Origin of the sequence: Paractinoplanes abujensis (assembly GCF_014204895.1) — a bacterium.
Lineage (GTDB): Bacteria > Actinomycetota > Actinomycetes > Mycobacteriales > Micromonosporaceae > Actinoplanes > Actinoplanes abujensis.
Genome location: NZ_JACHMF010000001.1, coordinates 6,888,034 through 6,913,563, shown reverse-complemented (window position 1 = coordinate 6,913,563; position 25,530 = coordinate 6,888,034). Strand labels below are relative to the sequence as shown.

Below are 25,530 nucleotides of genomic sequence, written 5' to 3'. Positions count from 1 at the left end.
GTCAGACCGCCACTCGGCGCAAGGGCCGACCGGTCGCTCTCGGGCGGCCGGAGTTCTTCATAGGTTGCCGGAAAGTTCCGCCCTCACCTTCGAAGGTGGTGAACCCCGGTGACTACCGAAGTGCCCTCGTCCTCCACCGAGAGGTACCGGGCCGTCCAAGATTCCGAGGAATTCGGCCGGCTGCGCAAGGCCGTGCGCAGCTTCGTCTTCCCGATGACGGTCGCGTTCTTCCTCTGGTACGCCCTCTATGTCCTGCTCTCCGCGTACGCGCGCGGTTTCATGGGCGCCAAGATCGTCGGCAACATCAACGTCGCGCTGATCTTCGGCCTGCTCCAGTTCGTGACGACGTTCCTGATCGCCTGGCACTACTCGCGCTACGCGGCCCGCAAGATCGACCCGCTGGCCGACAAGATCCACGCCGAGCTCACTACGGGCGACGGCACCGCGGCGCCCGCCGCTCCCGCTGACCAGAAGAGCGAGGACTGATGGAGCCTCATTTCCTGGCCGCCGAGGTCTCCACCTCCACCTCCCGCGGTCTCACCATCACGCTGTTCCTGGTCTTCGTGGCCATCACGCTGGCCATCACGATCTGGGCCAGCCGCCAGACCAAGACGGCCACCGACTTCTACGCCGGCGGCCGCCAGTTCTCCGGTTTCCAGAACGGCATGGCCATCGGCGGCGACTACATGTCGGCGGCATCCTTCCTCGGCATCGCCGGCCTGATCGCGCTGTACGGCTACGACGGCTTCCTCTACTCCATCGGGTTCCTCGTCGCCTGGCTCGTCGCGCTGCTGCTGGTCGCCGAATACCTGCGCAACTCGGGCCGCTACACGATGGCCGACGTGCTCGCCTTCCGGATGCGGCAACGCCCGGTCCGTACGGCGGCCAGCGCGTCCACCATCGTCGTGTCGATCTTCTACCTGATCGCGCAGATGGTCGGCGCGGGCGCCCTGGTGTCGCTGCTGCTGGGCATCAAGGCCGACACCACCTTCCTGGGCATGGACGCGGGCACGGCCAAGGTCGCCACGATCATCCTGGTCGGGGCCCTGATGATCGTCTACGTGATCGTGGGCGGCATGAAGGGCACCACGTACGTCCAGATCGTCAAGGCGTTCATGCTGATGACCGGCGCCCTGGTGATGACGCTGCTGGTGCTCGCGCACTACAAGTTCAACCTGTCGCAGCTGCTCGGTGACGCCGCCGCGCAGTCGGGCAAGGGGGACGCCTTCCTCGAGCCGGGTCTGCGCTACGGCGTGGAGTCGGCCAGCGCGTCGGCCACCTTCTACAGCAAGATGGACCTGCTCTCGCTGGGCATCGCGCTGGTGCTGGGCACGGCCGGTCTGCCGCACATCCTGACCCGGTTCTACACGGTGCCGACCAGCAAGATCGCCCGTAAGAGCGTGCTCTGGGCAATCGGCATCATCGGCACGTTCTACCTGTTCACCCTGGCCCTCGGCTTCGGCGCGGCGGCCCTGGTGGGCGGCGCGAACATCACCGCGCAGGACAAGGCGGGCAACACGGCCGCCCCGCAGCTGGCCCAGGTGCTGGGCGTCGACTACCTCGGCGGCGAGACGGGCGGCGCGGTGCTGCTGGCGATCATCGCGGCGGTCGCGTTCGCCACGATCCTCGCCGTGGTGGCCGGTCTGACCCTGGCCTCCTCGTCGAGCGTGGCGCACGACTTCTACGCCAACGTCATGCGTCGTGGTCAGGCGTCGGAGCGCGACGAGGTGCGGGTCGCCCGCATCTCGGCCCTGGTCATCGGCGCGGTCGCGATCGCGCTGTCGATCTTCGCGCAGAGCCTGAACGTGGCCTTCCTGGTCGCGCTCGCGTTCGCGGTGGCCGCCTCGGCCAACCTGCCGGCGATCCTCTACAGCCTGTTCTGGAAGCGGTTCAACACCTCGGGCGCGCTGTGGTCGATCTACGGCGGTCTGATCGCGGCCGTGGTCCTGGTGTTCTTCTCGCCTGTCGTGTCCGGCTCGGCGACCGCCATGTTCCCGGACAGCGACTGGCACTTCTTCCCGCTCTCCAACCCGGGCATCATCTCGATCCCGATCGGCTTCCTGTGCGGCTGGATCGGCACGGTGATCTCGAAGGAGGACGACAGCGCGAAGTACGCCGAGCTCGAGGTCCGGTCGCTGACCGGCCACGGCGCACACTAAGTCTGGATTAATTCGGTATGCGGGGCCGGCGACAGCCGGCCCCGCATTTCTGCTGCTGGGCCTTCTCCCGACTTCGTGCCGTGTCGGTTCGATGGCAGGGCGTTCGGGCACGGGGTACGTAATCTGGTTTCATGTCAGCGCCTACGTCCCCTTACGGGAGTTCCGGTTCCGGTCGAGCCTCTGTCCCGTCGTCGGGCCGGGCCTCCGCCCGCCCTGCGGGTGCATACCGTGGCAACGCGTCGCCGCAGCGCGACAACTGGCCGCCCCGTGGCGCTGGCGGCGGAGGCGGCACCCCTCCTCCGAGTGACCCCGGTCGTGGCACCTCGTACCGGGGCCGCCGGCCCAAGCCCAAGTGGGGGCGGATCGCCCTGTTGGCCGGCCTGGTCGTCCTGATCATCGCCGTCATCGCGGGCATCTCGCTCTACGGGTACGCCTCGGGCCTCGACAAGGACCTCAAGCGCACTGACGCCTTCACCGGCCTCACCACCGACCGCCCGGCCAAGGCCATCGAGGGCGCACAGAACATGCTGCTCGTGGGCAGCGACTCCCGCGACCCCGACTCGAAGGACGACGGCGCCGGCAAGTGGCGCGCGGACACGCTGATCCTCATGCACATCCCCGAGGACCACAAATCCGCGCAGCTCATCTCGATCCCGCGCGACCTGTGGGTGGTCATCCCCAAGAGCAACGACGCCGAGTGCGGCGACGGCAGCCGGGCCAAGATCAATGCGGCCTTCGCCTTCGGTGGCCTGCCCCGCGCCGTGCACACGGTCGAGTGCCTGACCGACGTGAAGATCGACCACGTCATGGCGATCGACTTCGGCGGCTTCAAGGAGGTCACCGACGCGCTGGGCGGGGTCGACCTCAAGGTCGAGCAGACCGTCACCTCGATCCACAAGCCGTACCGGGTGTTCAAGAAGGGCACCATGCACATGAACGGCGAGCAGGCCCTCGACTGGGTGCGTCAGCGCAAGCAGTTCGCCCGCGGCGACTTCGCCCGCATGCAGCACCAGCAGGACTTCCTCAAGGCGGTCATGGACAAGGCGGCGAGCAGCGGCACGATCAGCAACCCGGCCAAGCTCAACTCCTTCCTCAAGGCGGTCACCGCGGCGGTCACGGTCGACAACGACTTCTCGCTGACCGACATGGCGACCGAGATGCGCAGCATCCGCGGCAACAATTTGACGTTCATCACCAGCCCCAACAAGGGCAGCGACACGATCGACGGCCAGTCCGTGGTGGTCTCCGACAAGGAGAAGGCGCTGGCCCTCTTCAAGGCGGTCGCGGCCGACGAGATGGACACGTGGATGGCGGCCAACCTCAAGAAGGGGTCAGGCGCCGCGGGGAGCAACTGACCCCCGTACGCTTGGGGTCGTGTTCGGACCACAAGTACCAAGCGTGACCCCCGCCGAGGTCGGCGACGACGCCTACCTGCTCGACGTGCGAGAGCCCGACGAGTGGACGGCGGGGCACGCCCCCGGCGCCCACCACCTGCCGATGATGGAGATCCCGGCCCGCATGGCCGAGGTCCCGACCGATCGGGAGGTGGTGGTCGTCTGTCGTTCCGGCGGCCGCTCCGGCCAGGTCGTCTCCTATCTGATGGGCAACGGCTGGGACAACGTGCGCAACCTGGACGGCGGCATGCAGTCCTGGGCGTTCGCCGGCCGCGAGGTCGTCAGCGAGAACGGGCAGCAAGCACAAGTTCTGTGAGCGACTACCGCCCGCTCGTCTTCGCGCACCGCGGAGGCGCCGACGCCCTGCCGGAGCACACGCTCGCGGCCTACATGCGCGCCCTCGACGAGGGCGTGGACGGGCTGGAGTGCGACGTCCGGCTCACCCGCGACGGCCACCTCGTCTGCGTACACGACGGCCGGCTCGGCCGCACCAGCAACGGCCGGGGCCGGGTGAGTGCCAAGACGCTGGCCGAGCTCGACTCGCTGGACTTCGGCTCCTGGCATCCGGGCTATCCGGTCGACGAGGAGCCGCTGCCCGAGTTCTCCCGCCTGCTGACACTGGACCGGCTGCTGGCCGCGGTGCGTGACAGCGGCCGGCCGGTGCGGTTGCTCATCGAGACCAAACATCCGTCACGGTACGGAGCCGAGGTCGAACGCCGGCTGGTCAAGCTCCTGCGCCGCTACGGCCTGGACGAGCCGAAACCGGACGATCCCGTGCAGGTGACCGTGATGTCGTTCGCCGCCCTGGCCCTGCGGCGGGTGCGGGCCCAGGCGCCGGGTCTGCCGACGGTCTATCTGCTGGAGATCCTGCCGCCCGGGATCGGCCGGGGCCGCCTGCCCTTCGGCGCGCGGATCGCGGGGCCGGGGGCGGCGCTGGTCAGGTCCCGTCCGGGGCTGATCCCGGCCATCCGGGCCGCGGGGCACCAGACGTACGTCTGGACCGTCAACGATCAGGCCGATCTCGACATGGTGCTGGAGCACCGGGTGGACGGGGTCATCACCGATCGTCCCAAGTTCGTGCTCGACAGCCTCGCCACCTTGTGATGTGGGTCACTATCCCCGACGAGGGAAGCGAGGCAGACTCGCAGTCATGCCGGAGCGTCCCGACTACCTCGCGCTGACCCGCGGGCAGATCGCGGTCCTCGACCGGATCAACGCCGGTGAGACGGGCCTCCCCGTGCTGCAGCAGATCGTCCGGCTGGCCCAGGAGACGCTGGGCGGGCGCGGCGCCGGCTTCGCCGAGTACGCGTCCGACCACGGCCGCATCGTCGCCGCCACCGGCGCCTGCACGCCCGCGATCGGGCGCCGGGTCGACCGCGCCGACACCCGCCTCAGCGGCGGCCGCACGCTGCTCATCCCGCTCGACTCGCTCAACGACGAGTTCGCCAAGCAGGTCGAGGGCGGCGACGTGCAGCGCATGCTCGGCGCGCGCTGCGAGGTCGGCGACACCATCGTGGGCTCGCTGCACGTCTACTTCGGCGAGGGCGACGACGAACCCGGCCCCGAGCACCACGCCGTCCTAGAGCTGCTCGCGGGTTACGTCGGCCGCCTCTACGCGGCCCGCGACGGCCTGCCCGTGCACAGCGGCGACCAGGCCCGCCGGCAGGAGAATCGCGATCTGTGGGTGGCGGTCACCAGCCACGAGCTGCGCACCCCGGTCACGGTGATCAAGGGGTACGCCGACACGCTGTCGAACCACTGGGACACGCTCGGCGACGTCGGCCGGCACGAGGCGGTGCGGATCATCAACACCCGCGCCGGCGAGCTGGCCCGGCTGGTCGATCGGCTGCTCTCGGCAGCCAGCGCGGACGGTGACGTCGGTGCCGCCCCGGCCGGCCCGTTCGACCTGGCCGAGGCGCTGCGCACCGCGGTCGAGGAACTGCCGGCCGACCTGCGCCGCCGGATCGTGCTCGACAACCTGCCCGGCGAGCTGCCCAAGGCGTACGGGGAGAGGGATTCGATCGCGACGATCCTGACCGAGCTGGCCACCAACGCCGACAAGCACTCGCCGGCGGGGTCGATCGTCGAGCTGTGCGCGGGGGCCGACGCCGAGACGCTGCGGTTCCGCCTCTCCGACCGGGGCGCGGGCATCCGCCCCGAACACGTCGAGCGGGCCTTCGAGCGCTACTGGCAGGCCGAGGGCGGCGACCGGCGGCACAACCCCGGGGCCGGGCTGGGGCTTTACCTCGTACGGCGGCTGGTCGAACGGCAGCACGGCTGGGTGTCGCTGCGCCCCCGCGAGGGCGGCGGCACCACGGCCGAGGTTCGGCTTCCTCGAGCCTGAAGCGCGCTTGGTGCGGGGCGGTGTGTCCTTTTCGGGTGCACCTCGCCTAGGCTGTCTCGCCGTGAGCAAGCGTCGCAACCAACGCCAATCCGCACCCAAGCGCGAAAAGGTGCGGGACATCTTCGTGGCCCGGCCGTTCGAGGGCCTGGCCGACGAACCGGAGTGGATCGCGCTGCGCGAGCTGGTGCCCGCCGCCTCGGCGCCGCTCACCCTCCGGCCCGAGATCATCGAGGAGTACGGGGACCGCTCGGTCACCCTCTCCACGGTGCTGCCCATGGCCTGGCCCGCGATGACGCGGCAGGACGGCCGGGTCTTCATCGGCCTGCAGCGGCACGTGCAGTCCGGTGACGTCTCACGCGACCTCGCGGTGGCCGTGCTGAGCGCGCTGCAGACCAAGCCGGGCGACACCGTCTCCGTGCCGGCCCTGCCCGGCCAGGGTCCCCGCCTGCAGGACATCCTGGTCGACGGCCCGCTCGAGATCACCATGCACGACAGCTTCGAGTACTGGCTGGACGCCGAGCAGGCCGAGGACCCGAACGTCAAGGCGTCCCTCGAACGGGCGAACGCGTCGATCTACCCCACCCTGCGGCTGTCCGCGGGCCGGGCGGCGTACTGGTGCCGGGTCGCCCCCGACAAGGGCCACGTGCGCTGGGTGCTGCCCGACGCCGAGGACCGCGCGCTCGACACGCTGGCCCGCCTGTCCGCCTCGGGTGACCTGCGGCTGGGCGAGCAGACCAAGTTCGCCGGCATGTTCCGGGCGCACGGCCTGCTGGTGCCGGTGTGGGACATCCCGGGCGAGCCCGAGGGCGCCGACTGGGAGGCGCCGCTGGCCGACTTCGCCAAGCGGTACGCCGACACGCTGGCCGAGACCGGCCCGCTCGACGCGGACGCCCGCCGGGCCAAGCAGGGCCTGATCGGCCGTCAGCTGACTCTGCGGTAGGGATCCCGCGCATGCTGGACGAGCGGTTCGAGTCGACTGAGTTGGACCGCTCCGTCTGGGTTCCGTGGTATTTGCCGCATTGGAGCTCGCGGGCGGCCTCCGCCGCCACGTACGAGGTGGGCGGCGGGGAGCTGCGCCTGTGCATCCCCGTCGACCAGCCGCTGTGGGCCGAGGGGGTGCACGAGACGCCGCTGCGGGTGTCGGGCATCCAGAGCGCGAACTACTCCGGGCCGGTCGGCAGCACCCTCGGCGGCCAGCCCTTCCTGCCCGAGCAGCGGGTGCGCGAGGAGCAGGGCGAGTTCTGGGGTTACACGCCGCTCCACGGCGACATCGAGATCCGCATGCGGGGCACGATCACGCCGCGCTCGATGATTGCCTTCTGGCTCTCCGGCATCGAGACCGCGCCCGAGCTGTCCGGTGAGATCTGCGTCATGGAGGTCTTCGGCACCGCCCCGCGGGCCGTCGGCATGGGGTTGCACCGCTTTCGCGACCCGGGCCTGACCGAGGACTGGGGCACCGTCACGCTCCCGATCGACGTGTCCGAGTTCCACACGTACGGGGTCAGCTGGCGCCCCGGCTCGCTGGTCTTCACAGTCGACGGCGAACAGGTCAAGCGGGTCGGGCAGGCCCCGGACTACCCGGTGCAGCTGGAGATCGCCGTCTTCGACTTCCCCGACAGGGCGCACCTGGTCGACGGGCCCGTGCCGGTGCCCGAGCTGGTCGTCTCACACGTCCGCGGTTCTTAGCGAGACGCGCTCGATCGGGCAGCTCATGCAGCGCGGCCCGCCCCGGCCGCTGCCCAGCTCGGAGCCGCTGATCCGGACGACCTCGATGCCGGCCCGCTCGAGCTGGGCGTTGGTCTCGACGTTGCGCTCGTAGGCGACACACAGGCGCGGCGCGATGGCCAGCGTGTTGTTCCCGTCGTCCCACTGCTCGCGCTCGGCCGTGACCGGGTCGAGCCCGGTGTCGATGATCCGCAGCCGGTCGATGCCCATCGCCTCGGCCGCCGCCTCCAGGAACGGTCGTGGCCCGTGCGCGCGCGGCTCGCCGTCGGCGTCCGCGGTCACCGTGTACGCCCGCAGGGTGTCCGCGATGTTCGGATACATCACCACCGCGTCGACGTCGACCATCGTGCACACGGTGTCGAGGTGCATGGTGGCGCGCTCCTGGGCGATCGGCACGGCCAGGATGGTGCGGGCCAAGCCGGTCGCGAAGACCCGGCGGGCCAGCCGCTCGGCCCCGGCCGGGGTGGTGCGCTCGCCGACCCCGATCGCCAGCACCCCGGGCGCCAGCAGCAGCACGTCGCCGCCCTCGAGCAGCTCGAGCGACGGGTCGTAGAGCAGGCCGGTGCCGGCGAAGCGCGGGTGATAGCGGTAGATGGCCCGGGTCAGGGTCGTCTCACGGCTGCGGGCCGGCATGGCCAGGCTGGTCACCGCCACCCGGTCGCCCACCCAGACCGACGAGTCGCGGGTGAACAGCAGATTGGGCAGCGGGTCGATGACGAAGTCGAGGCGATCCATCATCTCGTAGACCAGGCCGCCCGGCCCCGGCTTGAGCTCCTCGTGGGCCAGCCCGGCCATGAGCACCCCGGCCAGCCGGCGCGGGTCCTGGTCGGCCAGGTAGCGGCCCACGCTGTCGCGCAGGGTGTCACCCAGGCGGCGGTCGGCCAGCACCCCCTCGGTCAGCTCGGCCCGGGCGTCCGCCACGGCCAGCGTCTCGGCCAGCAGGTCACCCAGATAGAGGACCTCGACGTCGCGTTCGCGCAGGGCGGCCGCGAAGGCGTCATGTTCCTCTTGGGCTCGGCTCACCCAGGGAATACCATCGAAGAGCAGACTGTCGTTGTTCCGCGGGGTCAGCCTGGCCAGTTCCGGTCCGGGGCGGTGCAGCAGCACCGTTCGCAGCCGGCCCACCTCACTGTCGACGTAGTGCGCCACGAGCCGACGTTAGCCCACCCGTCGATCTCTCCGCACCCGCCGGGCACTCCCCGCGACCGTCCGATGACGTTCTGCCTAGATCATGAGACATCTGTGCACGACCGCGAGCCGCCGACTAACTTGGTCTTGAAACTTCTTTCGATCAGGGGATCAGGCGCCGTGATGCACCATCCGCAAAAGTTGCGATGCGTGAATGTGGCATTCATCCCCTCATTCCACTTTCTTGACACGCCTACGTCTTGCTTCCGTATGGGGTCGAGCACTTACGGTAGTGAAAAGAGAGCCCGAAGGACCTTTTGCCGGAGGTCGCAGTGACTGTCTTCCCAGCACGCCCTGCTCTTCCTGTCCCACCGAACAGCCAGCGCGTCATCGACCGTCGTCTCAGCGAGACGCAGGCGCTCGAAGGCCCGGCCCGCCAGTCGCCCGCCGACTGGGCACGCCGACGCCGTGCCGAACGTGACGCCCGCCGCCTCGAGGCCGCCGGAGCCCGCGCGCTGACTCGTCTCGACCGACTCGGACCCAACTGGCACATCGTGGACTGGCCGCGCACCGACGCGCTGGGCTACTACGAGCCCGACCCCGCCGACGACCGCGCCGGGTTCCTGGCCATCGGCCCGGGTGGCGTTTACGCCGTGACCGTGGCCGACCACGGCCGCGCCCGGGTGCTCATCGCCGGGGACGTGGTGCAGATCAACGGAAAGCGCCCGCAGTACATCGCGGAGGCCCGTCGTGAGGCCCGCCGCGCGAGCAAGGCGCTCTCGGCCGCGGTCGGCTTGAGCGTGCCGGTGACCCCCGTGCTGACCTTCGTCGGATCCGGCGTGATCAGCGTGCACGGCCTCCCCAAGGAGGTGCTGGTGGCCACCGACAAGGAACTCGATCGGCTCTTGATCGCGGGTGGCGCGCGCATCTCGCCGGCCACCGCGGGCAAGCTGTCAGCCGTCGCCAACCACCCCGCGACGTGGGCGAACGCTCCGTACCGGCCGGCCGGCGACTATCGCTGGCACGCTGACGGACAAACGGCCGCTGACAAGCGGACAGCACGCCGGTAACGTTCCTTCCGGTTGTAGTCGACGGCTTGGCCGCCGCGGCGGGCGCTCGGGTCACCGGGCGCGGCCGCGGCGCCGCCCGTCGAGCGGCACGAGCGAGGAGGATCGGGTGGCGCACGTCGAACTCTCACTCTCGGGAGCGTTCGTGCCCCAGGCGCGCACTCCGTCCGAGTCCGAGTTCGTCTCGAGCCTGGAGAGGTGGACGGCGACCGTGTCCGCCGCCCCCGAGCCCTGCCTCATCATCGACCGGTCGACCGCGATCATCGCGGTCTCGGTCTCCGGCGGCGAGCTGCTCGGCGTGGGCAAGCCCCCCGAGGTGATCGGCAAACCGCTGGGCGCGGTGCTCCGCCTGATCGACTTCACGGCCACGGCCGGCGAGCTGGAGGATGCGGACGCCGACAAGATCCCCCCGCTGCTGGCCCTGCGCACCGAGCGCCTCGCCCGTGGCCTGCTGCGGGTCGTGCCGGGCCCGGGCGAGAGCCCGCTGACCGTCGACGCCATCGCGACCCCGCTGTTCGACAACGAACGGGTGGCCGGCTCGATGACGTTCCTCTCCGCCGTGCGCTACTGAATCATTGCGAGGACGTTTCGGGTTTGTGGTGTTTGACGCACCCCGTGGGCATTGGGCAACCCTGATCCCGAACCGTAGTCTGCCCTCATGCTCGATCTAGATCTGCTGCCCGCGGAGTACGCGGTGTGCCGGCTTCCGGCCGGTTCACCGATCCCGGCTTCGCTGAGCGAAGGTCCGGACGAGAAGAGTGTGATCTCGCTCAGCTGGGACGCCGACGAGTTCTCGATCATCTGTCCGGCCGATCGGGTGCCTCAGGGCGCCGAGGCCGACACCGCCTGGCGCTGCCTGCGCGTCGTCGGCCCGCTCGACCTGGCGTTGACCGGAGTGCTGGCCTCGCTGATCGGCCCGCTGGCCGACGCGCGCGTCAACATCGTCACGTTCTCCACGTTTTCCACCGATTATCTGCTCGTGCCGACCGTGCGGCTCACCGAGGCTGTCGACACCCTGCTGGCCGCCGGGCATCGGATAGCGTCCTGACCCTGGTCACATCGGGCGTTTCGCGACTTACCATGTGCGCGTGTCCCCCCGCACACCCCTGATCCTCGTCGCGCTGGCCGGCGCGGGCGTCCTGCTGGGCGCGTGCGGCGCGCCACCGCAGCAGCTGCCCAGCTCACCGCCGTATCCGACGCCCAGCGCGGGCGCGATCTCGATCGGGCCCCCGGACCGCGTCGGCCTGCCCACGGCCCTGCCGACCGGGCTGCCCACCGACCTGCCGCTCCCGACCGGGCTGACCCCCTATCCGACCGGCCCGGCCTACCCCACCGGCGGCCCGGCCTATCCGTACCCGACCGGTGGCAGCACGACCCGGCCGACGACAACGCCGCCGCCCGGGACGGTCTCGCCCACGGCCCGGCCGTCGCCCGCGCCCAGTTGCTCGGCCCAGCCCACCCGGCCCCAGATCCTGGCCCTGATCAAAGGGCAGGAAGGCGTCCCGGACCGGCCGATGCGGGTCTTCGAAGGTCCGTTCTGTTCGGGCCAGTGGTCGCTGGCCACCGTCGAGGTCACCGGGGCGGACGCCGACGACCTGGAACCGCTGATGGTGGTCGCGACCGGCACGGGAGCCACGCTTACGTTGGTCGCCGCGGGCTCGGACGTCTGCATCAGCCGGGTCGAGACCGCCGCCCCCAAAGGGATCCGAGTGCTGGCGTGCGGCTACTGAGGCGGGCCTAGACTTCCCTCATGCCGGGAACGCCGCCGACGCGCTTCGTCTACCTCGGGCCGGAAGGCACCTTCACCGAGGCCGCCCTCCGCACCATCCCCGCCGCCGAGCGGGGCCTGCGCACCCCGGCGCGCAGCGTGCCCGAGGCGCTCGAGGCAGTGCGGGCGGGCGACGCCGACGCCGCGCTCGTGCCGCTGGAGAACTCGGTCGGCGGCGCCATCCCGGTCACGCTGGACGAGCTGGTCACCGGCAGCCCACTGGTGATCACCCGCGAGGTCGTCATCCCGGTCGAGTTCGTGCTGGCCGCCCGCGCGCTGACCCCGCTGGCCGGGATCCGGTCGATCGCGGCCCACCCGCAGGCCTCGGCCCAGTGCCGCAACTGGCTGCTGGCCAACGTGCCCGACGCGGTGATCGTCGACGTGCTCTCCAACGCCGCCGCGGCCATCAGCGCGGCCGCGGGTGAGCACGACGCGGCCCTGTGCGCACCGATCGGGGTCCCCCGCAACGCGCTGACCGTGCTGGCCGAGAAGGTGGCCGACCATGCCGATGCGGTGACGCGGTTCGCGCTGCTGAGCCGGCCCGGCCCGATCGGCGAACCCACCGGGGACGACGTCACGTCGCTGGCCGTGTCGATCCGGCACGACCAGGTGGGGGCTCTGCTCGCAGTGCTCACCGAGCTGGCCGTACGGGGAATCAACCTGTCCCGCATCGAGTCCCGCCCGACCGGCGTGCAGCTGGGTACGTACGTGTTCTTCCTCGACTGCACCGGCCACGCGGCCGAGCCCGGCCTGGGCGAGGCGCTGCAGGGCCTGCGCCGGATCTGCGCCGACGTCCGCTTCCTGGGCAGCTATCCCCGCCACCGGCTCACGCCCGAGGCCCCCGTGGCGTCCCCACGAGGGCTCTCCAGCACCGACTTCACCGACTCCGCAGCCTGGCTCACCCGCCTACGCCAGGGCGACCTAGCCTGACGGCCGCAACCAAAGACCAACCCGCGGCCCAGCCCCCCACCTACGCCAAAAACCTCGCCTGACGGCTGCAACCAAAGACCAACCCGCAGCCCGGCCCACCCGCCTGCGCCAGGCAGTTTCGCCTGCCGACGACCGCAACCAAAATCCGCATTGCGCCCGTCGGTGTCGAGGCCGCCAAAAATGGCTAGGCGCAGCCGAGGCCATTTTTGGTGGCCTCGACACCGACCTTCCGGGGCGCAATGCCCGCCGAGCGGGCAGCGAAGGCCAGAGATACTGCCCGCCGAGCGGGCAGTGAAGGCCAGAAATTCAACCTAATTGCCGAAGATGTTGCCCAGAATGCCGCCCTCTTGCTGGTTGCCACCGCCGCCGGTGCCGGCCAGGCCGGCCGGGGGCTCCTCGGAGGGCTGGACGACCACGAAGCCCTGACCGGCGAAGCTCATCGTGAACCGTTCGCCGGTGGTGCGGCCCAGCAGCGTGCCCAGGCCGAGCTGCTCGGCGCGGTGATAGCCGGTCTGCAGGCCGGCTGACCAGCAGATCGCCGCCTGCGGGTCGACGTAGGTCGGCTGGTCGACGGTGAGCACGACGGGGGTGCCCTTGGTGGTGACGGCGATCCGCCCGTGGCCGCTGAAGACGCAGTTGAACAGGCCCGCGTTCGACATCATGCCGGCGCCCTGCACCATTTTGATGTCGTAGTTGAGCGACGAGTCGAAGGCGAGCACGTTGGCGCCGTTGATCGAGAGCGCGTCACCCGGCTCGAGGTCGATCAGGTGGATGTCGGCCGCGTTGTCGGCCAGGAAGACGTCACCGTTTCCCCGTACGCGCATCAGCGGCACACCTTCGCCGGTGAGCTTCTGCTTGAGGAATTTGCCGAGGCCGCCGGAGCCGAGGGCCTCGAACTGGACCTGACCCTGGTAGGCGACCATCGAGCCGACGCGCGCCATGAAGTCGCCGTTGAGCTCGGCCTTGAGCAGCTTGGAGTTCTGGAGCCGGAGTCCGGGCTGGGCCGATTCCTTCTCGAGGTTCTCGGCGGAGAAAAGCTCGCTACGCATGGGCTCAGGGTAGGAGAGCAGCACAAACGCGCCCTTCCTCGTTCAGGTACTTCTCAGCCCCAGCCCAGCTCGTGCAAGCGGTGGTCGTCGATCCCGAAGTGGTGGGCGATCTCGTGCACGACAGTGATGGCGACCTCGTCGATCACGTCGGTCTCGGTGTCGCAGACGCGCAGCGTGGGGTTGCGATAGATCGTGATGCGGTCGGGCAGCACCCCGGCGTAGTCCCAGCCGCGGTCGGTGAGCGCCGTGCCCTCGTAGAGGCCGAGCAGGTCCTCGCCGTCCGGCGGGTCGTCCTCCACGACGATGACGACGTTGTCCATGACCTTCAGGAGCTCGGCGGGCACCTCGTCGAGGGCCTCACCGACGAGATCCTCGAAGCGTTCCCGACTCATCTCGACCGGCACACGAGCAATTGTGCACCGGCCACCTGAGAGCGGCCGGTGCACGCGGGGACGTGGTGGATCAGGACAGCTTGGCGCTCAGGGTGATCTCGGCGCCCGGCGAGAGCAGGCGGGAGATCGGGCAGTTCGCCTTGGCGTCCTCGGCGATCTTCTGGAACGTGCCGTCGTCGACACCGGGGACGTCACCCACGGTCTCGAGGTCGATCTTGGTGACGCTGAATCCGGCGTCGGTCTTGTCCATGTGGACCTTGGCGACGGTCTCGACCGAGGTCGGCGTGAAGCCGGCGTCGGCCAGCGCCTTGGAGAAGGCCATCGAGAAGCAGCCGGCGTGCGCGGCGCCGATCAGCTCCTCGGGGTTGGTCCCCTCGCCCTCCTCGAAGCGGGACTTGAACGAGTAGCTCCCCTGGAGGCCACCCTTGCCGGTCTTGATCGTGCCGGAACCCTCGGTGAGGTTCCCCTGCCAGCGGGCCGAAGCAGAACGAATAGGCATAGCCAAACGCTAGTCCATCCGGCGGCTGCTGGCCGCTCGACCTGGCACAGGGCACCATGGGGGCCATGCCCTCGCAGCAGCCGCCCGTGTCGCAGCAGCCGCCCATCGAGATCGACCCGCCGACTTCGTCCGAGGCCGTGGTCGAATTCGGCCCGGCGCCGCAGGAGTCACGCCGCCGCCGCTGGGACTTCTCCGGCGCGGGCCGCGACCTGCTGGCCGACCGCCGCACGGTGCCGCTCGCGGCTGCCCTGGCCGCCCTGGCCGCGCTCGTCTCGGTGCTCTCCGAGTGGCAGGTCACCGTGGTCGACGCGGACACGATCGGCAACGCGTCGGGAATCCGTACGGTGGCCAGCAGTCTCGACGACCTGGGCGTCCTCGGCATCGGCTACGTGCTCGGCCTCTTCCTGCTCGTGCCGGTCCTGGTGCTGACCTTGTTCGGCCCGCCCGCGGCGCGCCGCACGTTCCGCCTGGCCGGCCTGAGCGTCGCCGGCACCCTGCTCGGGGTGCTGCTGGCGGTAGCGGCCCGGCTGACCTCCGAGAGCTACCTGATCGACCCGATCTACCGCATCGCTTTCGACGGCGCCGAAACCACCCTCTCGTACGGGCGCGGGGTCTGGTGTGCCTTCGCCGCGGTGCTGCTGGCCGTGACCGCGCTCTACCTGTCCGGCCGGCACCTCACGAGCGACCCGGCCGCCGTACCGGAAACGTTCGAGGTCAGCTCGGCCGACATCCCGCCGGCCGCGGTCTGGTCGTGGCGGCGCCCCGCACCGAGCCGGGAGGAGCAGCCGGAGGGCGACGCGCTCGACCTCACCGTCGCGCCGGCGCAGCCGTTCACCTCGTTCCCGGACGATCGGGACCGCCCGAACTGAGCCAGGGCGGACTCCGGGGATATCCGGGTGCTGACCGGACTCGGCCGCCGGTAGGCTCGACTCTCGTGATTGACCTGCGTCTGCTTCGTGACGACCCCGACCGGATCCGCGCCAGCCAGCGACTGCGTGGCGAGTCCACCGAGGTGGTGGATGTGCTGCTGCGCGCCGACGAGGCCCGCCGATCGTCCACTCAGCGGTTCGAGGCGCTCCGGGCCGAGCAGCGGTCGCTGAGCAAGCAGGTGCCGAAGGCGTCCGGCGACGAGCGGGTCGCCCTGCTCGCCCGCACCAAGGAGCTGGCAGCCGAGGTCAAGGCGGCCGAGGCCGAGACCACCGCGGCCGACGAGGCGCTGCGCACGGCCCACCTCGCGGTGTCGAACGTGGTGCAGGACGGGGTGCCGCCGGGCGGTGAGGACGACTTCGTCGTGCTGCGCGAGGTCGGCGACAAGCCGCAGATCGACAACCCGAAGGACCACCTCGAGATCGGCGAGGCGCTGCGGGCGATCGACACCGAGCGCGGCGCGAAGGTGTCGGGTTCGCGGTTCTACTTCCTCACCGGTGTCGGCGCCCTGCTCCAGCTGGGCCTGCTGCAGATGGCGATCGCCCAGGCGGTCGAGCACGGGTTCATCCCCTCGATCACACCGTCGCTGGTCAAGCCGGAGTCGATGGAGGGCACCGGTTTCCTCGGCGCCCACGCCAGTGAGGTCTACCGGCTCGAGGCGGACGACCTCTATCTGGTCGGCACGTCGGAGGTGCCGCTCGCGGCCTACCACTCCAACGAGATCATCGACCTCGCGAACGGTCCGGAGCGCTTCGCCGGCTGGTCGTCCTGCTATCGGCGCGAGGCCGGGTCGTACGGCAAGGACGTGCGCGGCATCCTGCGGGTGCACCAGTTCGACAAGGTCGAGATGTTTTCGTTCTGCCGGCCGGAGGACGCGGCCGACGAGCACCTGCGCCTGCTCGCGATGGAGGAGGAGATGCTGGGCAAGGTCGAGATCCCCTATCGGGTGATCGACGTGGCCGGCGGCGACCTCGGTTCGAGCGCCTCGCGCAAGTACGACTGCGAGGCGTGGGTGCCGTCGCAGGGCCGCTATCGCGAGGTCACTTCGACGTCGAACTGTACGACGTACCAGGCCCGGCGGCTCAACATCCGTTACCGCGACGCCGACGGCAAGCCGCAGACGGCGGCCACGCTCAACGGCACCCTGGCCACCACCCGCTGGCTGATTCCGATCCTCGAAAACCACCAGCAGCCCGATGGTTCTGTCCGGGTTCCGAAGGCGCTGCAACCGTACGTTGGCGGGCGCGACATCTTGGAGCCCGCACGCTAACTGTCAATACACCCGTCGGCTACCAGAAGTCATAGCCGCTGGTAGCCGCGCGGGTGTACCGTTCTCCTTCCGCCCTCCGCGGGGGTTTGCAAACCCTCGGAGGTTTCCATGGTGAAGCCCGGTCTGCCCAAGCTCATCGCGACCGATCTCGACGGCACTCTGGTGCGCAACGACGACACCGTGTCCGCCTATACCCACGAGGTGCTCGACCGGGTCCGGGCCGCCGGCATCCGGGTGGTCGGCGCCACCGGCCGCGGCCCGCGGCTGACCACCCTCACCCGCAACGACATCCGCGACGCCGACTTCCTGGTCATGGCCCAGGGTGGCTGGGTGCTCGACCAGGCCGAATCGACCTATCTCCTGCAGTCCCGGCTGCCCGGCACGACGCTGGAGCGGGTGCTGACCGACCTCGAGGCCGAGGTGGGCGAGCTGTCGGTGATGGTCGAGGCGCTGGAGCACGACGACGCGCCGCTCTGGGGCGACTACGACCCGACCTGGCGTTACCCGGTGACCGTGGAGCGACGCAACCGCGCCGAGTGCTGCACGACCGACGTGATCAAGGCGTTCGCGCGTTCGTTCGCGTACGACGTCGACGATCTGCTCGCGGTGGCCCGCCGGATCGTCCCGCCCGAGGTGGCCTCGGTCACCCAGGCCGGTCTCAACTACGTCGAGATCTGCCCGGCGAACGTGGACAAAGGCACCGGGCTGGCGGTGGTGGCGGAGGCGGTCGGCGTCGACCCGGCCGATGTCCTGGTCTTCGGTGACATGCCCAATGACCTGCCGATGTTCGCCTGGGCCGGGTGGGGCCGGGTGGCCGTGGGCAACGCGCACGCCGAGCTGCGGGCGGTCGCCGACGACGTGACGCTCACCAACGACGAGGACGGCGTGGCGGTCTATCTCGACCGGCTACTGTCGAGGTGATGGCCACCCCTTACAAGCTCGTCGCCAGCGACATCGACGGCACCCTGATCCGGACGAACGGCACACTGAGCAAGCGCACCATCGAGGTGCTGGACGCTCTTCCGGTGCCGTTCGTCGTCGTCACGGGGCGTCCGGTGCGGTGGCTGCACCAGCTCTTCGAGCAGATGACGGCGCCGGTCCCGGCGATCTGCGCGAACGGCGCCGTGATCTACGACGCCGAACGCGACGAGGTGCTGCGGGCCGACCCGATCTCGGTCGACCTGCTGCTCGACGTCAGCAAGCGGCTGCGCGAGGCCGTGCCCGACGTCGCGCTGGCCGTGGAGGTCGAGGACGGCCGCTCCTTCTGGTACGAGGAGGCGTGGCCGGTGCGTTGGGAGTCCGACGCCCAGGCCGTACGGGTGCTGTCCACCCCGGAGGAGCTGACCTCGGTGCCGGCCGTCAAGCTGCTGGCCCGTTCGGCCCGTCACCAGGCGGACGAGTTCTACGAGCTGGTCAGCACCACGCTGGGCGACATCGCCACGGCCACGCACTCGTCGTCGAGCGCGCTGGTCGAGATCAGCGCGGCCGGTGTCACCAAGGCGGCCGGGCTGGCCTGGCACTGCGAGCGCTACGGCGTCGACCAGTCCGAGGTGGTGGCGTTCGGCGACATGCCCAACGACATTCCGCTGCTGAGCTGGGCGGGGCACTCGGTGGCGATGGGCAACGCGCACCCCGCCCTCAAGAAGGTGGCCGACGAGATCGGGCCGACCAACGACGAGGACGGGGTAGCGCGCTACCTCGCGGACCTTTACGACCTCTGATCAGAGGTATTGCCCCGTGCGGCCGCCCTCGCCGCCGTCGCGCGGAGCGGGCATGCCGGGGATGGCGCCCATCGGCAATGCGGGCCGGCCGCCGTTGGGGCCACGCATCTGCTCGAGCTGCAGCCGGGCGGCCATCTGCTGAGCGACCAGGGCGGCCTGGATGCCGTGGAACAGGCCCTCGAGCCAGCCGACGAGCTGGGCCTGAGCGATGCGCAGCTCGGCCTCGCTGGGCGGGGTCTCGCCCTCGAAGGGCAGCGAGAGCCGCTCCAGCTCCTCCCGCAGCTCGGGAGCGAGACCGTCCTCGAGCTCGGTGATGGAACGCTGGTGGATCTCGCGGAGCCGGCCCCGGCTGGCCTCGTCGAGCGGAGCGGCGCGGACCTCCTCGAGCAACTGCTTGATCATGCTGCCGATCCGCATGACCTTGGCCGGCTGTTCGATCAGGTTGCCGGGCTCCTCCGGGTTGACCGTCCCGTCGGCGTCGATCGTGCCCATCGGCCGCCCGTCGGGGCCGACCACGATGACGGAGCCGTCTTCCTGCTTCTCCGCGGTGCGCTGTTCGTCGGTCATGCGGTCCATCTTCCCGCACGGGCACCAACCATTCGCCAGTGCCCATGCCGTTAAGCCACGTGTCTGCCGTCACGCCAGTTCGGCTCGGCCCGGCGCCGCTTGAGGTTTCCTCAGCCCCGCAGTTCGGCCACGGCGCACTTGACGCTGCCGCCGCCCCGCTTGAGCTCCGACAGGTCGACGTGGACGGGCAGGTAGCCGGCCGCGCGCACCTTGTCACCCATGGCCGTGGCCTCGGTGTTGAGGATGACGTGGCGGCCGTCGCTGACCAGGTTGAGCCCGAAGGCCTCGGCGTCGGCCCGGTCGGCCAGCACCGCGTCCGGGAAGAGCTGGGCCAGCACGCGCTGCGAGGCCGTCGAGAACGCCTCGGGGTAGTACGTGACGTTGCGGTCGTCGAGGGCGGCCAGCGCGGTGTCCAGGTGGTAGAAGGCCGGGTCGACCAGGCGCAGCGAGACCACCGGGCGCCCCAGCACCTCCTGGGCCTCGGCGTGGGCGGCCGGGTCGGTGCGGAAGCCGTAGCCGGCGAGGACCGTTCCCCCGTACGCCCCGGGCAGGTACGCGAAGTCCCCTTCGCCCTCGTTGATGTGCTGCGGCCCGGCGAAGCTCCAGCCTTGCGTCGTGTAGAACTCGCGATGGGCGTCGGCCTCGGCGCTGCGCTCGGGATAGCGGAACCGGGCGCCGTAGACCGTGCCGTCGACCGAGAACGCGCCGTTGGCGGCGTACACCATGTCGGGCAGGCCGGCCACGGCGTCCAGCACGTGCACCTGATGGCCCAGGTCACCGAGGGTGTCCCGGAGGATCTCCCACTGTTTGAGCGCCAGCACGGCGTCGACCGGCACTGTCGTGTCCATCCAGGGGTTGATGGCGTACTCGACCGTGAAATGCTTCGGAGGACACATGAGATATGTCCGGTTTCGCGGCAGGCGCTCGGTGTGGTTCACGAGTTAGAGCGTAGGTAGGCTGCGGTGCACGAAACAGCTGTAAATCTTGTCTGTTAGGGGCGATTCGTTGCAACTGGACGCCGTGGACCAGCGAATCGTTGCGCTGCTGACCGCCGACGCGCGATCCTCGTACGCCGAGATCGGAGCGAAGGTCTCGTTGTCCGCTCCCGCCGTCAAACGCCGCGTCGACCGCCTTCGATCCAGCGGAGTGATCAAGGGGTTCACGACAGTGGTCGACCCGGCCGCCGTGGGGTGGACCACCGAGGCGTTCGTCGAGCTGTTCTGCACCGGGCGCACCACCCCGGCCCAGATCACCGTGGCCACGCGGCGCCATCCCGAGGTGGTCGGGGCGTACACGGTCTCCGGGGAGGCCGACGCCCTCGTGCACCTGCGGGCGGCCGACATCGGTCACCTCGAACAGGCCCTGGAACGGCTGCGGGCCGAGCCGTTCGTCACCTCGACGCGCAGCATGATCGTCCTGTCCCGGCTGGTCGAGACGCCCACCCCCGTTCCCGCTCCGGAATGACCCGGGGAACCGGGGCGCGGGCAGGCGCGTCCAACCGGACATGTCGCGTCGATCCTGGCTCTGGTCCGCGCTCGCGGTTCTGCCGCTGGCTGGCTGCACGACGTCCGCGCCCACCGCGCCGCCGCCCGCCCCTCCGCTCAAACTGGTCGCCTTCGACTCGTGCGCCCAGCTCGAGAAGGAGTTGCGCGCCGCCACCGAACTGAGCAGCACAGCCGAGTCCGGCGGGGCCCGTCTCGCGGTGCCCGGCAGCGCCCGCGCCGCCGACTCCTCCGTGGCCGGCCCCGCCTACTCGGGCACCAATGTGCACGAGGCCGGGGTCGACGAACCCGACATCGTCAAGACCGACGGCAAGCGCATCGTCACCATCTCCGGCGGCGTGCTGCGAGTGGTCGACACGGCCACCCGTGCACAGACCGGGCGGCTCGAGCTGGGCGTCCCGGCGTACGGGGAAACGACCCTGCTGCTCGCCGGGAACCGCGCGCTGGTGCTGGCCGACGGCGGTGGCGGCCCGATGCTGCGCGAGGACACCCGGATGATGCGCCCGGGCCACGGCCGCTCCGAGGTGCTGCTGATCGACCTCGCGAACGCCACGCCCCGGCTGATCAGCCGCTACCGGGGCGACGGCCGCATCATCGACGCCCGCCAGCAGGGCAGCGTGGCCCGGGTCGTGTTCAGCAGCGGTCCGAAGTTCCAGCTCCCGTTCCGCGCCGACGCCGTGCCGGAGAACGTGATGCAGGACGACCGGAACGCCATCGCGGCCACCCCGGTCGACGCCTGGCTGCCCGACTGGGAGATCACCACCGGCGGCACGACCACCAAGGGGCAGCTCGACTGCGGGGCGGTCAGCCGGCCGGAGTCGTTCTCGGGCCTGACGATGCTGCGGGTGCTCACGTTCAAGCTGAATGCGGCCGAGCTCGGTGCCGGGGACCCGGTCGCGATGGTGGCCGACGGGGACACGGTCTACGGCACGAGCGACAGCCTCTACGTGGCCAACAACGAGACCTGGCGGTTCAACTCGGCCACCGCCCGCACGTCACGGATCGCGCCGCCCGACGGCACCGACATCTACCGCTTCAGCCTGCCGCCGACCGGCAAACCCGCGTACGTGGCCTCCGGCAAGGTTCCGGGCCGCCTGCTCAACCAGTACGCGATGTCCGCGTACGAGGGTCACCTGCGGGTGGCCACGACCAGCTGGACCGACGACGCGTCGGCGGTGCGGGTGCTGGCCGAGCGCGACGGCAAACTGGTCGAGGTGGGGGCGGCCGAAGGCCTGGGCCAAGGCGAACAGATCTACTCCGTACGGTTCATCGGGCCCCGCGGCTACGTGGTGACCTTCCGCCAGACCGATCCGCTCTACAGCCTCGACCTGTCCGACCCCGCGAAGCCCAGGGTCACCGGCGAGCTGAAGATCAACGGCTATTCGGCCCACCTGCAGCCGGTCGGCGAGAACCGGCTGATCGGCATCGGGCAGGAGGCGGACGACCAGGGCCGGCCCCTCGGCCTGCAGGTGTCGCTGTTCGACGTGACCGACCCGGCCGCGCCCAAGCGGCTCGACCAGCACGTGGTGACCGGCGCGCAGTCCGAGGCCGAGGCCGACCCGCACGCGATCCTCTGGTGGCCGGCGACGAACCTGCTGGTGCTGCCGGTGGCCGACGCGGCGCTCACGCTGCGGGTGACCGGCGACCAGCTGAGCGGCGCCACCAGTCTTGCCCCCGCCTCGGCCGGACCCGTGCGCCGGGCCCTGGTCGTCGGCGACGTGCTCTGGTCGATCACCGGCGAGGGTCTGCTCGCCACCAACACGTCCACCCTGGACCGCGTCGCCTGGGTGGATATGAAGTAGTCCGTGACGCCGTAACAGGGCCTGCCCGCTCCGGTCCGCCTCAGCCCCGCGTGGCCGGCGCGGCAGCCCTGCCGAACCGCCCGGCTCCGTCCGCCCCGACGGACCGGGCGGTTTCCGGCTCTACAGATACATCCCCGTGCGGTGCTCGTCGGCCGGGGACTTGGCCGGGGACGGCTTGTCACCCTCGCCGAAGAACCGCTTGCCGCCGAACTCGCCGTGCAACCGGTCGTCGAGCTCGTCGGCCAGCCCGGTCATGACCTGCACGGCCAGCATCAGGTGGGTGGCCTGGAAGTTGCGCCCGAAGACCGGGATGGACGCCCACACCGTGTCCTGAGCGCAGTAGAGCCGGCCGATCGGCATCCGGTTGGTCAGCTCGGAGAGCTTCACGTAGAGCTGCTCGGTCGGCTCGACCTCGGTCAGGATCGGCGAGAACACGTCGACCAGCGGCGGATTGTCCCGCACCCGGACGAACACCATCGCCGACCCGGCCCGGATGCCGATGTCGCCGTCCGCATCCACCTGGAGCTGGTCGGTGGCCGTCTTCGACATGGTCGCGACGACCGTGCGGACGCGCTCCTCGAGCGGGACGACCTCGTCGGCCGCATCGGCCAGAGCCGCCGACAGCGCGCCGTCGTCGTCGAGGTCGTCGAGGTCGAGGCCGCCGTCGAGGCTCGGCTCGTGCCGGGCGGTGGCCAGCGGCGCCGACTCGATCGGCTCGTCGTTCTCGTCGTGCACCAGATAGACCAGGAACGCCGGGTGCGGCGCGCCGTAGACGTCGCGCAACGTGCGCGTGACCACGGTGGCGAGCCGGTTGGCGCTGTCCTGAGTGGAGCTGACCCCGAACGAGTCGCCCGAGCCGGCCAGCACCCCGGGCGGGGACCAGCCCAGCGCCACCAGGTCGGCGATCGAGGCGCGATCCATCCGGTAGCCCTCGGGCAGCCCCGCGTTGCCGATCGCCAGCGCCTCGACCACGCCGCCGTCGAGCACCCGGATGCTGACGGAATAGACCGCCGTGCCGGTGCCGGACGCGGTCGGGTCAAGAGTCAGATCGACGTGGGCTCCCGGCGCGAGCGTCGGCAGCAGGTCTGCCAGGGCTCGCGCGAACTCACGCCACGCCTCGCCGACCTTGGCCCGAAGATCGGCCGTGGTCGGCTCGTCGAGGAGCACACCCTCGTTGGTCTCGCCGCCCTCGGCGCTCTCTGCCGTCATGATCGTCACCTCCGCTCCCGCCACCCTATCGAGCCGCGTCCGCGTGTTCTCCCCCTCTCTCAGGGGATGGGCGTTTCGTCCCGGACCGCACTCTCAGGGATCAGCGTTCCGGCTCCCCGTCGCTCTCGGGGATCAGCGTTCCGGCTCCGGCGCCGCTTCCCGGGCTTATTGTTTCGGCCCGGCGCCGCTCTCAGGAGAGCGGCGTTTCGTCCTCGACGTTGGCCTCGGAGGGCCAGTCGACGGCCAGGTCGGTCAGCTTGCTCGCGAGCTCGGCCGGATCGGCTCCCCGGCCGGCGGCCAGACCCAGCAGGTAAGCGGTGACGGGAGCACCCGGCCGCACCACCCCGTGGGCCACATCGCGCGACAGCTCCAGCACTGTCTTGACGGGGACGTCGGCGGGGTCGATGCCCGCCTCCCCTGCGGCGGCGATCAGCCAGGCGTCGAGCTCGTTCATCGTCGTCTTGTCCCGTCGGCTCATGCGAATTTCCCGCCATCTTTCCTGGTGCCGACTGAGTTGATCATCGTGTTTCTGGCCACTGACAAGCGGTCAACGTGCCCATTCTTCGGCCGTGCGCAAGTCGTCGTCGGTGTCGCAGTCGAACCACGGGGGCGGGCCGGGCCGTCGCCAGGAGACCTCAGCCACTCGCAAATGGTTCATCAGGTCACGAACCGAGGCACCGTCGAGGTTGCCCCGCTCCTCGGCCAGCCGGTCGACCGCCTCGCGCAGCGCCGCCGTCCGCCAGACGCCGCAGAGCATCTGCCGCCGGCCCTCGGCGTCGCGATAGACCGCGCCCTGCATCGGCGCCGACTCGGCGGTCAGCCGCAGCACGTCGATCGCCTCGCCGGTGAGCAGGGGCAGGTCGGCCGCGAGCAGGGCTGTGTAGGTCACGTTGTCGGGCACCAGCGCGAGACCCGCCGCGGTGGCCGCCACCGGGCCGCTGCCGGGCGGATCCTCCCTGGTGGAGTGCACCGGCACGGGCAGATCGGGCGGCACCTTGCCGACGACTATGCGCGGGTCGGCGTCGTGCACCGCGGCCAGCACGCGAGTCAGCATCGACTGGCCGGCCACGGGCAGGGTCGGCTTGTCCGCGCCACCCATTCGCCGCGCAGCTCCGCCGGCCAGCACCACCGCCGCAAATCCCCCCACGTACGTACCGTATCCCGACCGCGTGTCGAGCGTGAGCGCGCGCTCAGTAACCAGACGTGGATCACTTCTGTCGCGGCCGTCCCAGCGGCCTACTCTCGATGCATGGCGAGGACGATGACCCGGCGGCCGGTCGTGAAGATCAACCTGGATGCGTCCGGTGATCCGCGGCGCCGCCCCGACGATCTCGCCGCCGAGGAACCGCTGGAGATCCGGGTGCGCAAGGCGCCGCTCGCGGTCACCATGCGCACCCCCGGGCACGACATCGACCTGGCCGTGGGCTTCCTGCTCACCGAGGGCGTGATCGGCCGGGCCGACGACGTGGTCACCGCCCAGCTCTGCGCGGGCACGGACACCCCGAACACGTACAACGTGGTCGACGTCGTCCTCGGGGCCGACGTGCCGCCGCCGGTCACCGACCCGAGCCGCAACTTCTACACCACCAGCTCGTGCGGGGTGTGCGGCAAGGCCAGCATCGACGCCGTCCGCACCCGGTCGCGCTTCGACGTCTCGGGCGACCCGCTCCGCGTGCCGGCCACCACCCTGGCCGAGCTGCCCGACCGGCTGCGCGCGGCCCAGCGCACCTTCGCCCGCACGGGCGGCCTGCACGCGGCCGGCCTGTTCACGGCGGAGGGTGAGCTGCTGGTGCTGCGCGAGGACGTGGGGCGGCACAACGCGGTGGACAAGGTCATCGGGTGGGCGCTGCGCGACGGCCGGCTGCCGCTGACCGGGCACCTGCTGCTCGTCTCGGGACGGGCCAGCTTCGAGCTCACCCAGAAGGCCTGGATGGCGGGCATCCCGCTGCTCGCGGCCGTGTCGGCGCCCAGCACCCTGGCCGCGGAACTGGCCGACGAGGCCGGCATGACGCTGGTCGGCTTCCTGCGCGGCCCGAGCATGAACGTTTACACCGCGCCTGAGCGCGTGACGGTCTGA

29 protein-coding genes are annotated in these 25,530 nt (G+C 70.6%); 20 read left to right on the top strand and 9 right to left on the bottom strand.

The annotated features are described in order from the left end of the window. The first annotated feature begins 108 nt into the window (after positions 1-108). The 8 genes from BKA14_RS31635 (at position 109) to BKA14_RS31600 (ending at position 7,583) form a co-directional block, all read left to right on the top strand. Positions 109-486: a DUF485 domain-containing protein gene (locus BKA14_RS31635; RefSeq protein WP_184954424.1), complete on the top strand. Its 378-nt coding sequence runs from the start codon at positions 109-111 to the stop codon at positions 484-486. Next, entirely contained in the window at positions 486-2,159 is a 1,674-nt protein-coding gene (locus BKA14_RS31630) for a monocarboxylic acid transporter (protein ID WP_184954423.1), read from the top strand. Before BKA14_RS31635 ends, BKA14_RS31630 begins: the two co-directional genes overlap by 1 nt. Before the next feature lie 131 nt (positions 2,160-2,290). After that, the gene (locus BKA14_RS31625; protein ID WP_184954422.1) at positions 2,291-3,514 is read left to right on the top strand and encodes an LCP family protein; all 1,224 of its coding nucleotides are present in this window, start codon (positions 2,291-2,293) and stop codon (positions 3,512-3,514) included. A gap of 19 nt (positions 3,515-3,533) precedes the next feature. Further along, positions 3,534-3,869: a rhodanese-like domain-containing protein gene (locus BKA14_RS31620; RefSeq protein WP_184954421.1), complete on the top strand. Its 336-nt coding sequence runs from the start codon at positions 3,534-3,536 to the stop codon at positions 3,867-3,869. After that, positions 3,866-4,657, top strand: a complete 792-nt coding sequence (locus BKA14_RS31615) for a glycerophosphodiester phosphodiesterase (RefSeq protein WP_184954420.1) — start codon at positions 3,866-3,868, stop codon at positions 4,655-4,657. The genes BKA14_RS31620 and BKA14_RS31615 overlap by 4 nt, the downstream gene beginning before the upstream one ends. 46 nt (positions 4,658-4,703) lie before the next feature. After that, on the top strand, positions 4,704-5,897 hold the full coding sequence (locus tag BKA14_RS31610) for a sensor histidine kinase (protein WP_184954419.1): 1,194 nt from the start codon (positions 4,704-4,706) through the stop codon (positions 5,895-5,897). Between the two features lie 61 nt (positions 5,898-5,958). Next, the gene (locus BKA14_RS31605; protein ID WP_184954418.1) at positions 5,959-6,837 is read left to right on the top strand and encodes a DUF5926 family protein; all 879 of its coding nucleotides are present in this window, start codon (positions 5,959-5,961) and stop codon (positions 6,835-6,837) included. A gap of 11 nt (positions 6,838-6,848) precedes the next feature. Then, positions 6,849-7,583, top strand: coding sequence for a glycoside hydrolase family 16 protein (locus BKA14_RS31600; RefSeq protein WP_184954417.1), 735 nt, complete (start codon positions 6,849-6,851; stop codon positions 7,581-7,583). On the opposite strand, the gene BKA14_RS31595 is transcribed toward BKA14_RS31600, so the two are convergent. After that, complete coding sequence (locus tag BKA14_RS31595; protein WP_184954416.1) at positions 7,563-8,771, bottom strand: arginine deiminase; 1,209 nt, start codon at positions 8,769-8,771, stop codon at positions 7,563-7,565. The genes BKA14_RS31600 and BKA14_RS31595 overlap by 21 nt on opposite strands. 311 nt (positions 8,772-9,082) lie before the next feature. On the opposite strand from BKA14_RS31595, the gene BKA14_RS31590 reads away from it, so the two are divergent. The 5 genes from BKA14_RS31590 to pheA all read left to right on the top strand — a co-directional run bounded on the left by BKA14_RS31590 (position 9,083) and on the right by pheA (position 12,515). Beyond that, complete coding sequence (locus tag BKA14_RS31590; RefSeq protein WP_184954415.1) at positions 9,083-9,820, top strand: hypothetical protein; 738 nt, start codon at positions 9,083-9,085, stop codon at positions 9,818-9,820. Between the two features lie 106 nt (positions 9,821-9,926). Then, positions 9,927-10,388 carry a PAS domain-containing protein gene (locus BKA14_RS31585; protein WP_184954414.1) on the top strand — a complete coding sequence of 154 codons (462 nt, stop codon included), beginning with the start codon at positions 9,927-9,929 and terminating at the stop codon, positions 10,386-10,388. Between the two features lie 87 nt (positions 10,389-10,475). Continuing rightward, positions 10,476-10,865 carry an ACT domain-containing protein gene (locus tag BKA14_RS31580; RefSeq protein WP_184954413.1) on the top strand — a complete coding sequence of 130 codons (390 nt, stop codon included), beginning with the start codon at positions 10,476-10,478 and terminating at the stop codon, positions 10,863-10,865. A 40-nt stretch (positions 10,866-10,905) separates the two neighbouring features. Beyond that, positions 10,906-11,547 carry a hypothetical protein gene (locus tag BKA14_RS31575; RefSeq protein ID WP_184954412.1) on the top strand — a complete coding sequence of 214 codons (642 nt, stop codon included), beginning with the start codon at positions 10,906-10,908 and terminating at the stop codon, positions 11,545-11,547. Positions 11,548-11,567: 20 nt separating this feature from the next. After that, a complete protein-coding gene (pheA, locus tag BKA14_RS31570) occupies positions 11,568-12,515 on the top strand; it encodes a prephenate dehydratase (RefSeq protein WP_184954411.1) in 948 nt (315 codons plus the stop codon). A gap of 311 nt (positions 12,516-12,826) precedes the next feature. On the opposite strand, the gene BKA14_RS31565 is transcribed toward pheA, so the two are convergent. The 3 genes from BKA14_RS31565 to BKA14_RS31555 all read right to left on the bottom strand — a co-directional run bounded on the left by BKA14_RS31565 (position 12,827) and on the right by BKA14_RS31555 (position 14,455). Beyond that, positions 12,827-13,564, bottom strand: coding sequence for an AIM24 family protein (locus BKA14_RS31565; protein ID WP_184954410.1), 738 nt, complete (start codon positions 13,562-13,564; stop codon positions 12,827-12,829). Positions 13,565-13,617: 53 nt separating this feature from the next. Next, the gene (locus BKA14_RS31560; protein ID WP_184957077.1) at positions 13,618-13,956 is read right to left on the bottom strand and encodes a metallopeptidase family protein; all 339 of its coding nucleotides are present in this window, start codon (positions 13,954-13,956) and stop codon (positions 13,618-13,620) included. Between the two features lie 70 nt (positions 13,957-14,026). Further along, positions 14,027-14,455, bottom strand: a complete 429-nt coding sequence (locus tag BKA14_RS31555; protein WP_184954409.1) for an OsmC family protein — start codon at positions 14,453-14,455, stop codon at positions 14,027-14,029. Between the two features lie 65 nt (positions 14,456-14,520). Here BKA14_RS31555 and BKA14_RS31550 point away from each other — a divergent pair, with 65 nt between their 5' ends. The 4 genes from BKA14_RS31550 (at position 14,521) to BKA14_RS31535 (ending at position 18,373) form a co-directional block, all read left to right on the top strand. Further along, the gene (locus tag BKA14_RS31550) at positions 14,521-15,324 is read left to right on the top strand and encodes a hypothetical protein (RefSeq protein WP_184954408.1); all 804 of its coding nucleotides are present in this window, start codon (positions 14,521-14,523) and stop codon (positions 15,322-15,324) included. Positions 15,325-15,389: 65 nt separating this feature from the next. Continuing rightward, on the top strand, positions 15,390-16,652 hold the full coding sequence (gene serS, locus BKA14_RS31545; RefSeq protein WP_184954407.1) for a serine--tRNA ligase: 1,263 nt from the start codon (positions 15,390-15,392) through the stop codon (positions 16,650-16,652). 108 nt (positions 16,653-16,760) lie between these two features. Continuing rightward, positions 16,761-17,573 carry an HAD family hydrolase gene (locus tag BKA14_RS31540; RefSeq protein WP_184954406.1) on the top strand — a complete coding sequence of 271 codons (813 nt, stop codon included), beginning with the start codon at positions 16,761-16,763 and terminating at the stop codon, positions 17,571-17,573. Further along, positions 17,573-18,373: an HAD family hydrolase gene (locus tag BKA14_RS31535; RefSeq protein ID WP_184954405.1), complete on the top strand. Its 801-nt coding sequence runs from the start codon at positions 17,573-17,575 to the stop codon at positions 18,371-18,373. The genes BKA14_RS31540 and BKA14_RS31535 overlap by 1 nt, the downstream gene beginning before the upstream one ends. Here BKA14_RS31535 and BKA14_RS31530 read toward each other — a convergent pair whose 3' ends face one another. Then, positions 18,374-18,940, bottom strand: a complete 567-nt coding sequence (locus BKA14_RS31530; protein WP_184954404.1) for a bacterial proteasome activator family protein — start codon at positions 18,938-18,940, stop codon at positions 18,374-18,376. Between the two features lie 110 nt (positions 18,941-19,050). Further along, positions 19,051-19,878: a dimethylargininase gene (ddaH, locus tag BKA14_RS31525; RefSeq protein WP_369076722.1), complete on the bottom strand. Its 828-nt coding sequence runs from the start codon at positions 19,876-19,878 to the stop codon at positions 19,051-19,053. Positions 19,879-19,945: 67 nt separating this feature from the next. On the opposite strand from ddaH, the gene BKA14_RS31520 reads away from it, so the two are divergent. After that, on the top strand, positions 19,946-20,404 hold the full coding sequence (locus tag BKA14_RS31520) for an Lrp/AsnC family transcriptional regulator (RefSeq protein WP_184954403.1): 459 nt from the start codon (positions 19,946-19,948) through the stop codon (positions 20,402-20,404). Between the two features lie 40 nt (positions 20,405-20,444). Next, a complete protein-coding gene (locus tag BKA14_RS31515) occupies positions 20,445-22,244 on the top strand; it encodes a beta-propeller domain-containing protein (RefSeq protein ID WP_184954402.1) in 1,800 nt (599 codons plus the stop codon). Positions 22,245-22,364: 120 nt separating this feature from the next. Here the strand turns inward: BKA14_RS31515 and BKA14_RS31510 are convergent, their stop codons facing one another. From BKA14_RS31510 to mobA, 3 genes are all read right to left on the bottom strand, one after another. Continuing rightward, positions 22,365-23,453, bottom strand: a complete 1,089-nt coding sequence (locus BKA14_RS31510; RefSeq protein ID WP_184954401.1) for a T3SS (YopN, CesT) and YbjN peptide-binding chaperone 1 — start codon at positions 23,451-23,453, stop codon at positions 22,365-22,367. 190 nt (positions 23,454-23,643) lie between these two features. Continuing rightward, positions 23,644-23,931, bottom strand: coding sequence for a DUF6457 domain-containing protein (locus BKA14_RS31505; protein ID WP_438861918.1), 288 nt, complete (start codon positions 23,929-23,931; stop codon positions 23,644-23,646). Between the two features lie 69 nt (positions 23,932-24,000). Then, positions 24,001-24,600 carry a molybdenum cofactor guanylyltransferase gene (gene mobA, locus BKA14_RS31500; protein WP_275412392.1) on the bottom strand — a complete coding sequence of 200 codons (600 nt, stop codon included), beginning with the start codon at positions 24,598-24,600 and terminating at the stop codon, positions 24,001-24,003. Positions 24,601-24,702: 102 nt separating this feature from the next. On the opposite strand from mobA, the gene fdhD reads away from it, so the two are divergent. Further along, the gene (gene fdhD / locus BKA14_RS31495; RefSeq protein ID WP_184954400.1) at positions 24,703-25,530 is read left to right on the top strand and encodes a formate dehydrogenase accessory sulfurtransferase FdhD; all 828 of its coding nucleotides are present in this window, start codon (positions 24,703-24,705) and stop codon (positions 25,528-25,530) included.

Excerpts from the sequence above, each read along its gene's own strand:
- BKA14_RS31630 (WP_184954423.1), top strand. The coding sequence starts at position 486 with ATGGAGCCTCATTTCCTGGCCGCCGAGGTCTCCACCTCCACCTCCCGC.
- BKA14_RS31625 (WP_184954422.1), top strand. The coding sequence starts at position 2,291 with ATGTCAGCGCCTACGTCCCCTTACGGGAGTTCCGGTTCCGGTCGAGCC.
- BKA14_RS31610 (WP_184954419.1), top strand. The coding sequence starts at position 4,704 with ATGCCGGAGCGTCCCGACTACCTCGCGCTGACCCGCGGGCAGATCGCG.
- BKA14_RS31600 (WP_184954417.1), top strand. The coding sequence starts at position 6,849 with ATGCTGGACGAGCGGTTCGAGTCGACTGAGTTGGACCGCTCCGTCTGG.
- BKA14_RS31580 (WP_184954413.1), top strand. The coding sequence starts at position 10,476 with ATGCTCGATCTAGATCTGCTGCCCGCGGAGTACGCGGTGTGCCGGCTT.
- pheA (WP_184954411.1), top strand. The coding sequence starts at position 11,568 with ATGCCGGGAACGCCGCCGACGCGCTTCGTCTACCTCGGGCCGGAAGGC.
- BKA14_RS31565 (WP_184954410.1), bottom strand. The coding sequence starts at position 13,564 with ATGCGTAGCGAGCTTTTCTCCGCCGAGAACCTCGAGAAGGAATCGGCC.
- BKA14_RS31560 (WP_184957077.1), bottom strand. The coding sequence starts at position 13,956 with ATGAGTCGGGAACGCTTCGAGGATCTCGTCGGTGAGGCCCTCGACGAG.
- BKA14_RS31555 (WP_184954409.1), bottom strand. The coding sequence starts at position 14,455 with ATGCCTATTCGTTCTGCTTCGGCCCGCTGGCAGGGGAACCTCACCGAG.
- BKA14_RS31550 (WP_184954408.1), top strand. The coding sequence starts at position 14,521 with ATGCCCTCGCAGCAGCCGCCCGTGTCGCAGCAGCCGCCCATCGAGATC.
- BKA14_RS31540 (WP_184954406.1), top strand. The coding sequence starts at position 16,761 with ATGGTGAAGCCCGGTCTGCCCAAGCTCATCGCGACCGATCTCGACGGC.
- BKA14_RS31535 (WP_184954405.1), top strand. The coding sequence starts at position 17,573 with ATGGCCACCCCTTACAAGCTCGTCGCCAGCGACATCGACGGCACCCTG.
- BKA14_RS31530 (WP_184954404.1), bottom strand. The coding sequence starts at position 18,940 with ATGACCGACGAACAGCGCACCGCGGAGAAGCAGGAAGACGGCTCCGTC.
- BKA14_RS31515 (WP_184954402.1), top strand. The coding sequence starts at position 20,445 with ATGTCGCGTCGATCCTGGCTCTGGTCCGCGCTCGCGGTTCTGCCGCTG.
- BKA14_RS31510 (WP_184954401.1), bottom strand. The coding sequence starts at position 23,453 with ATGACGGCAGAGAGCGCCGAGGGCGGCGAGACCAACGAGGGTGTGCTC.
- BKA14_RS31505 (WP_438861918.1), bottom strand. The coding sequence starts at position 23,931 with ATGAGCCGACGGGACAAGACGACGATGAACGAGCTCGACGCCTGGCTG.
- fdhD (WP_184954400.1), top strand. The coding sequence starts at position 24,703 with ATGGCGAGGACGATGACCCGGCGGCCGGTCGTGAAGATCAACCTGGAT.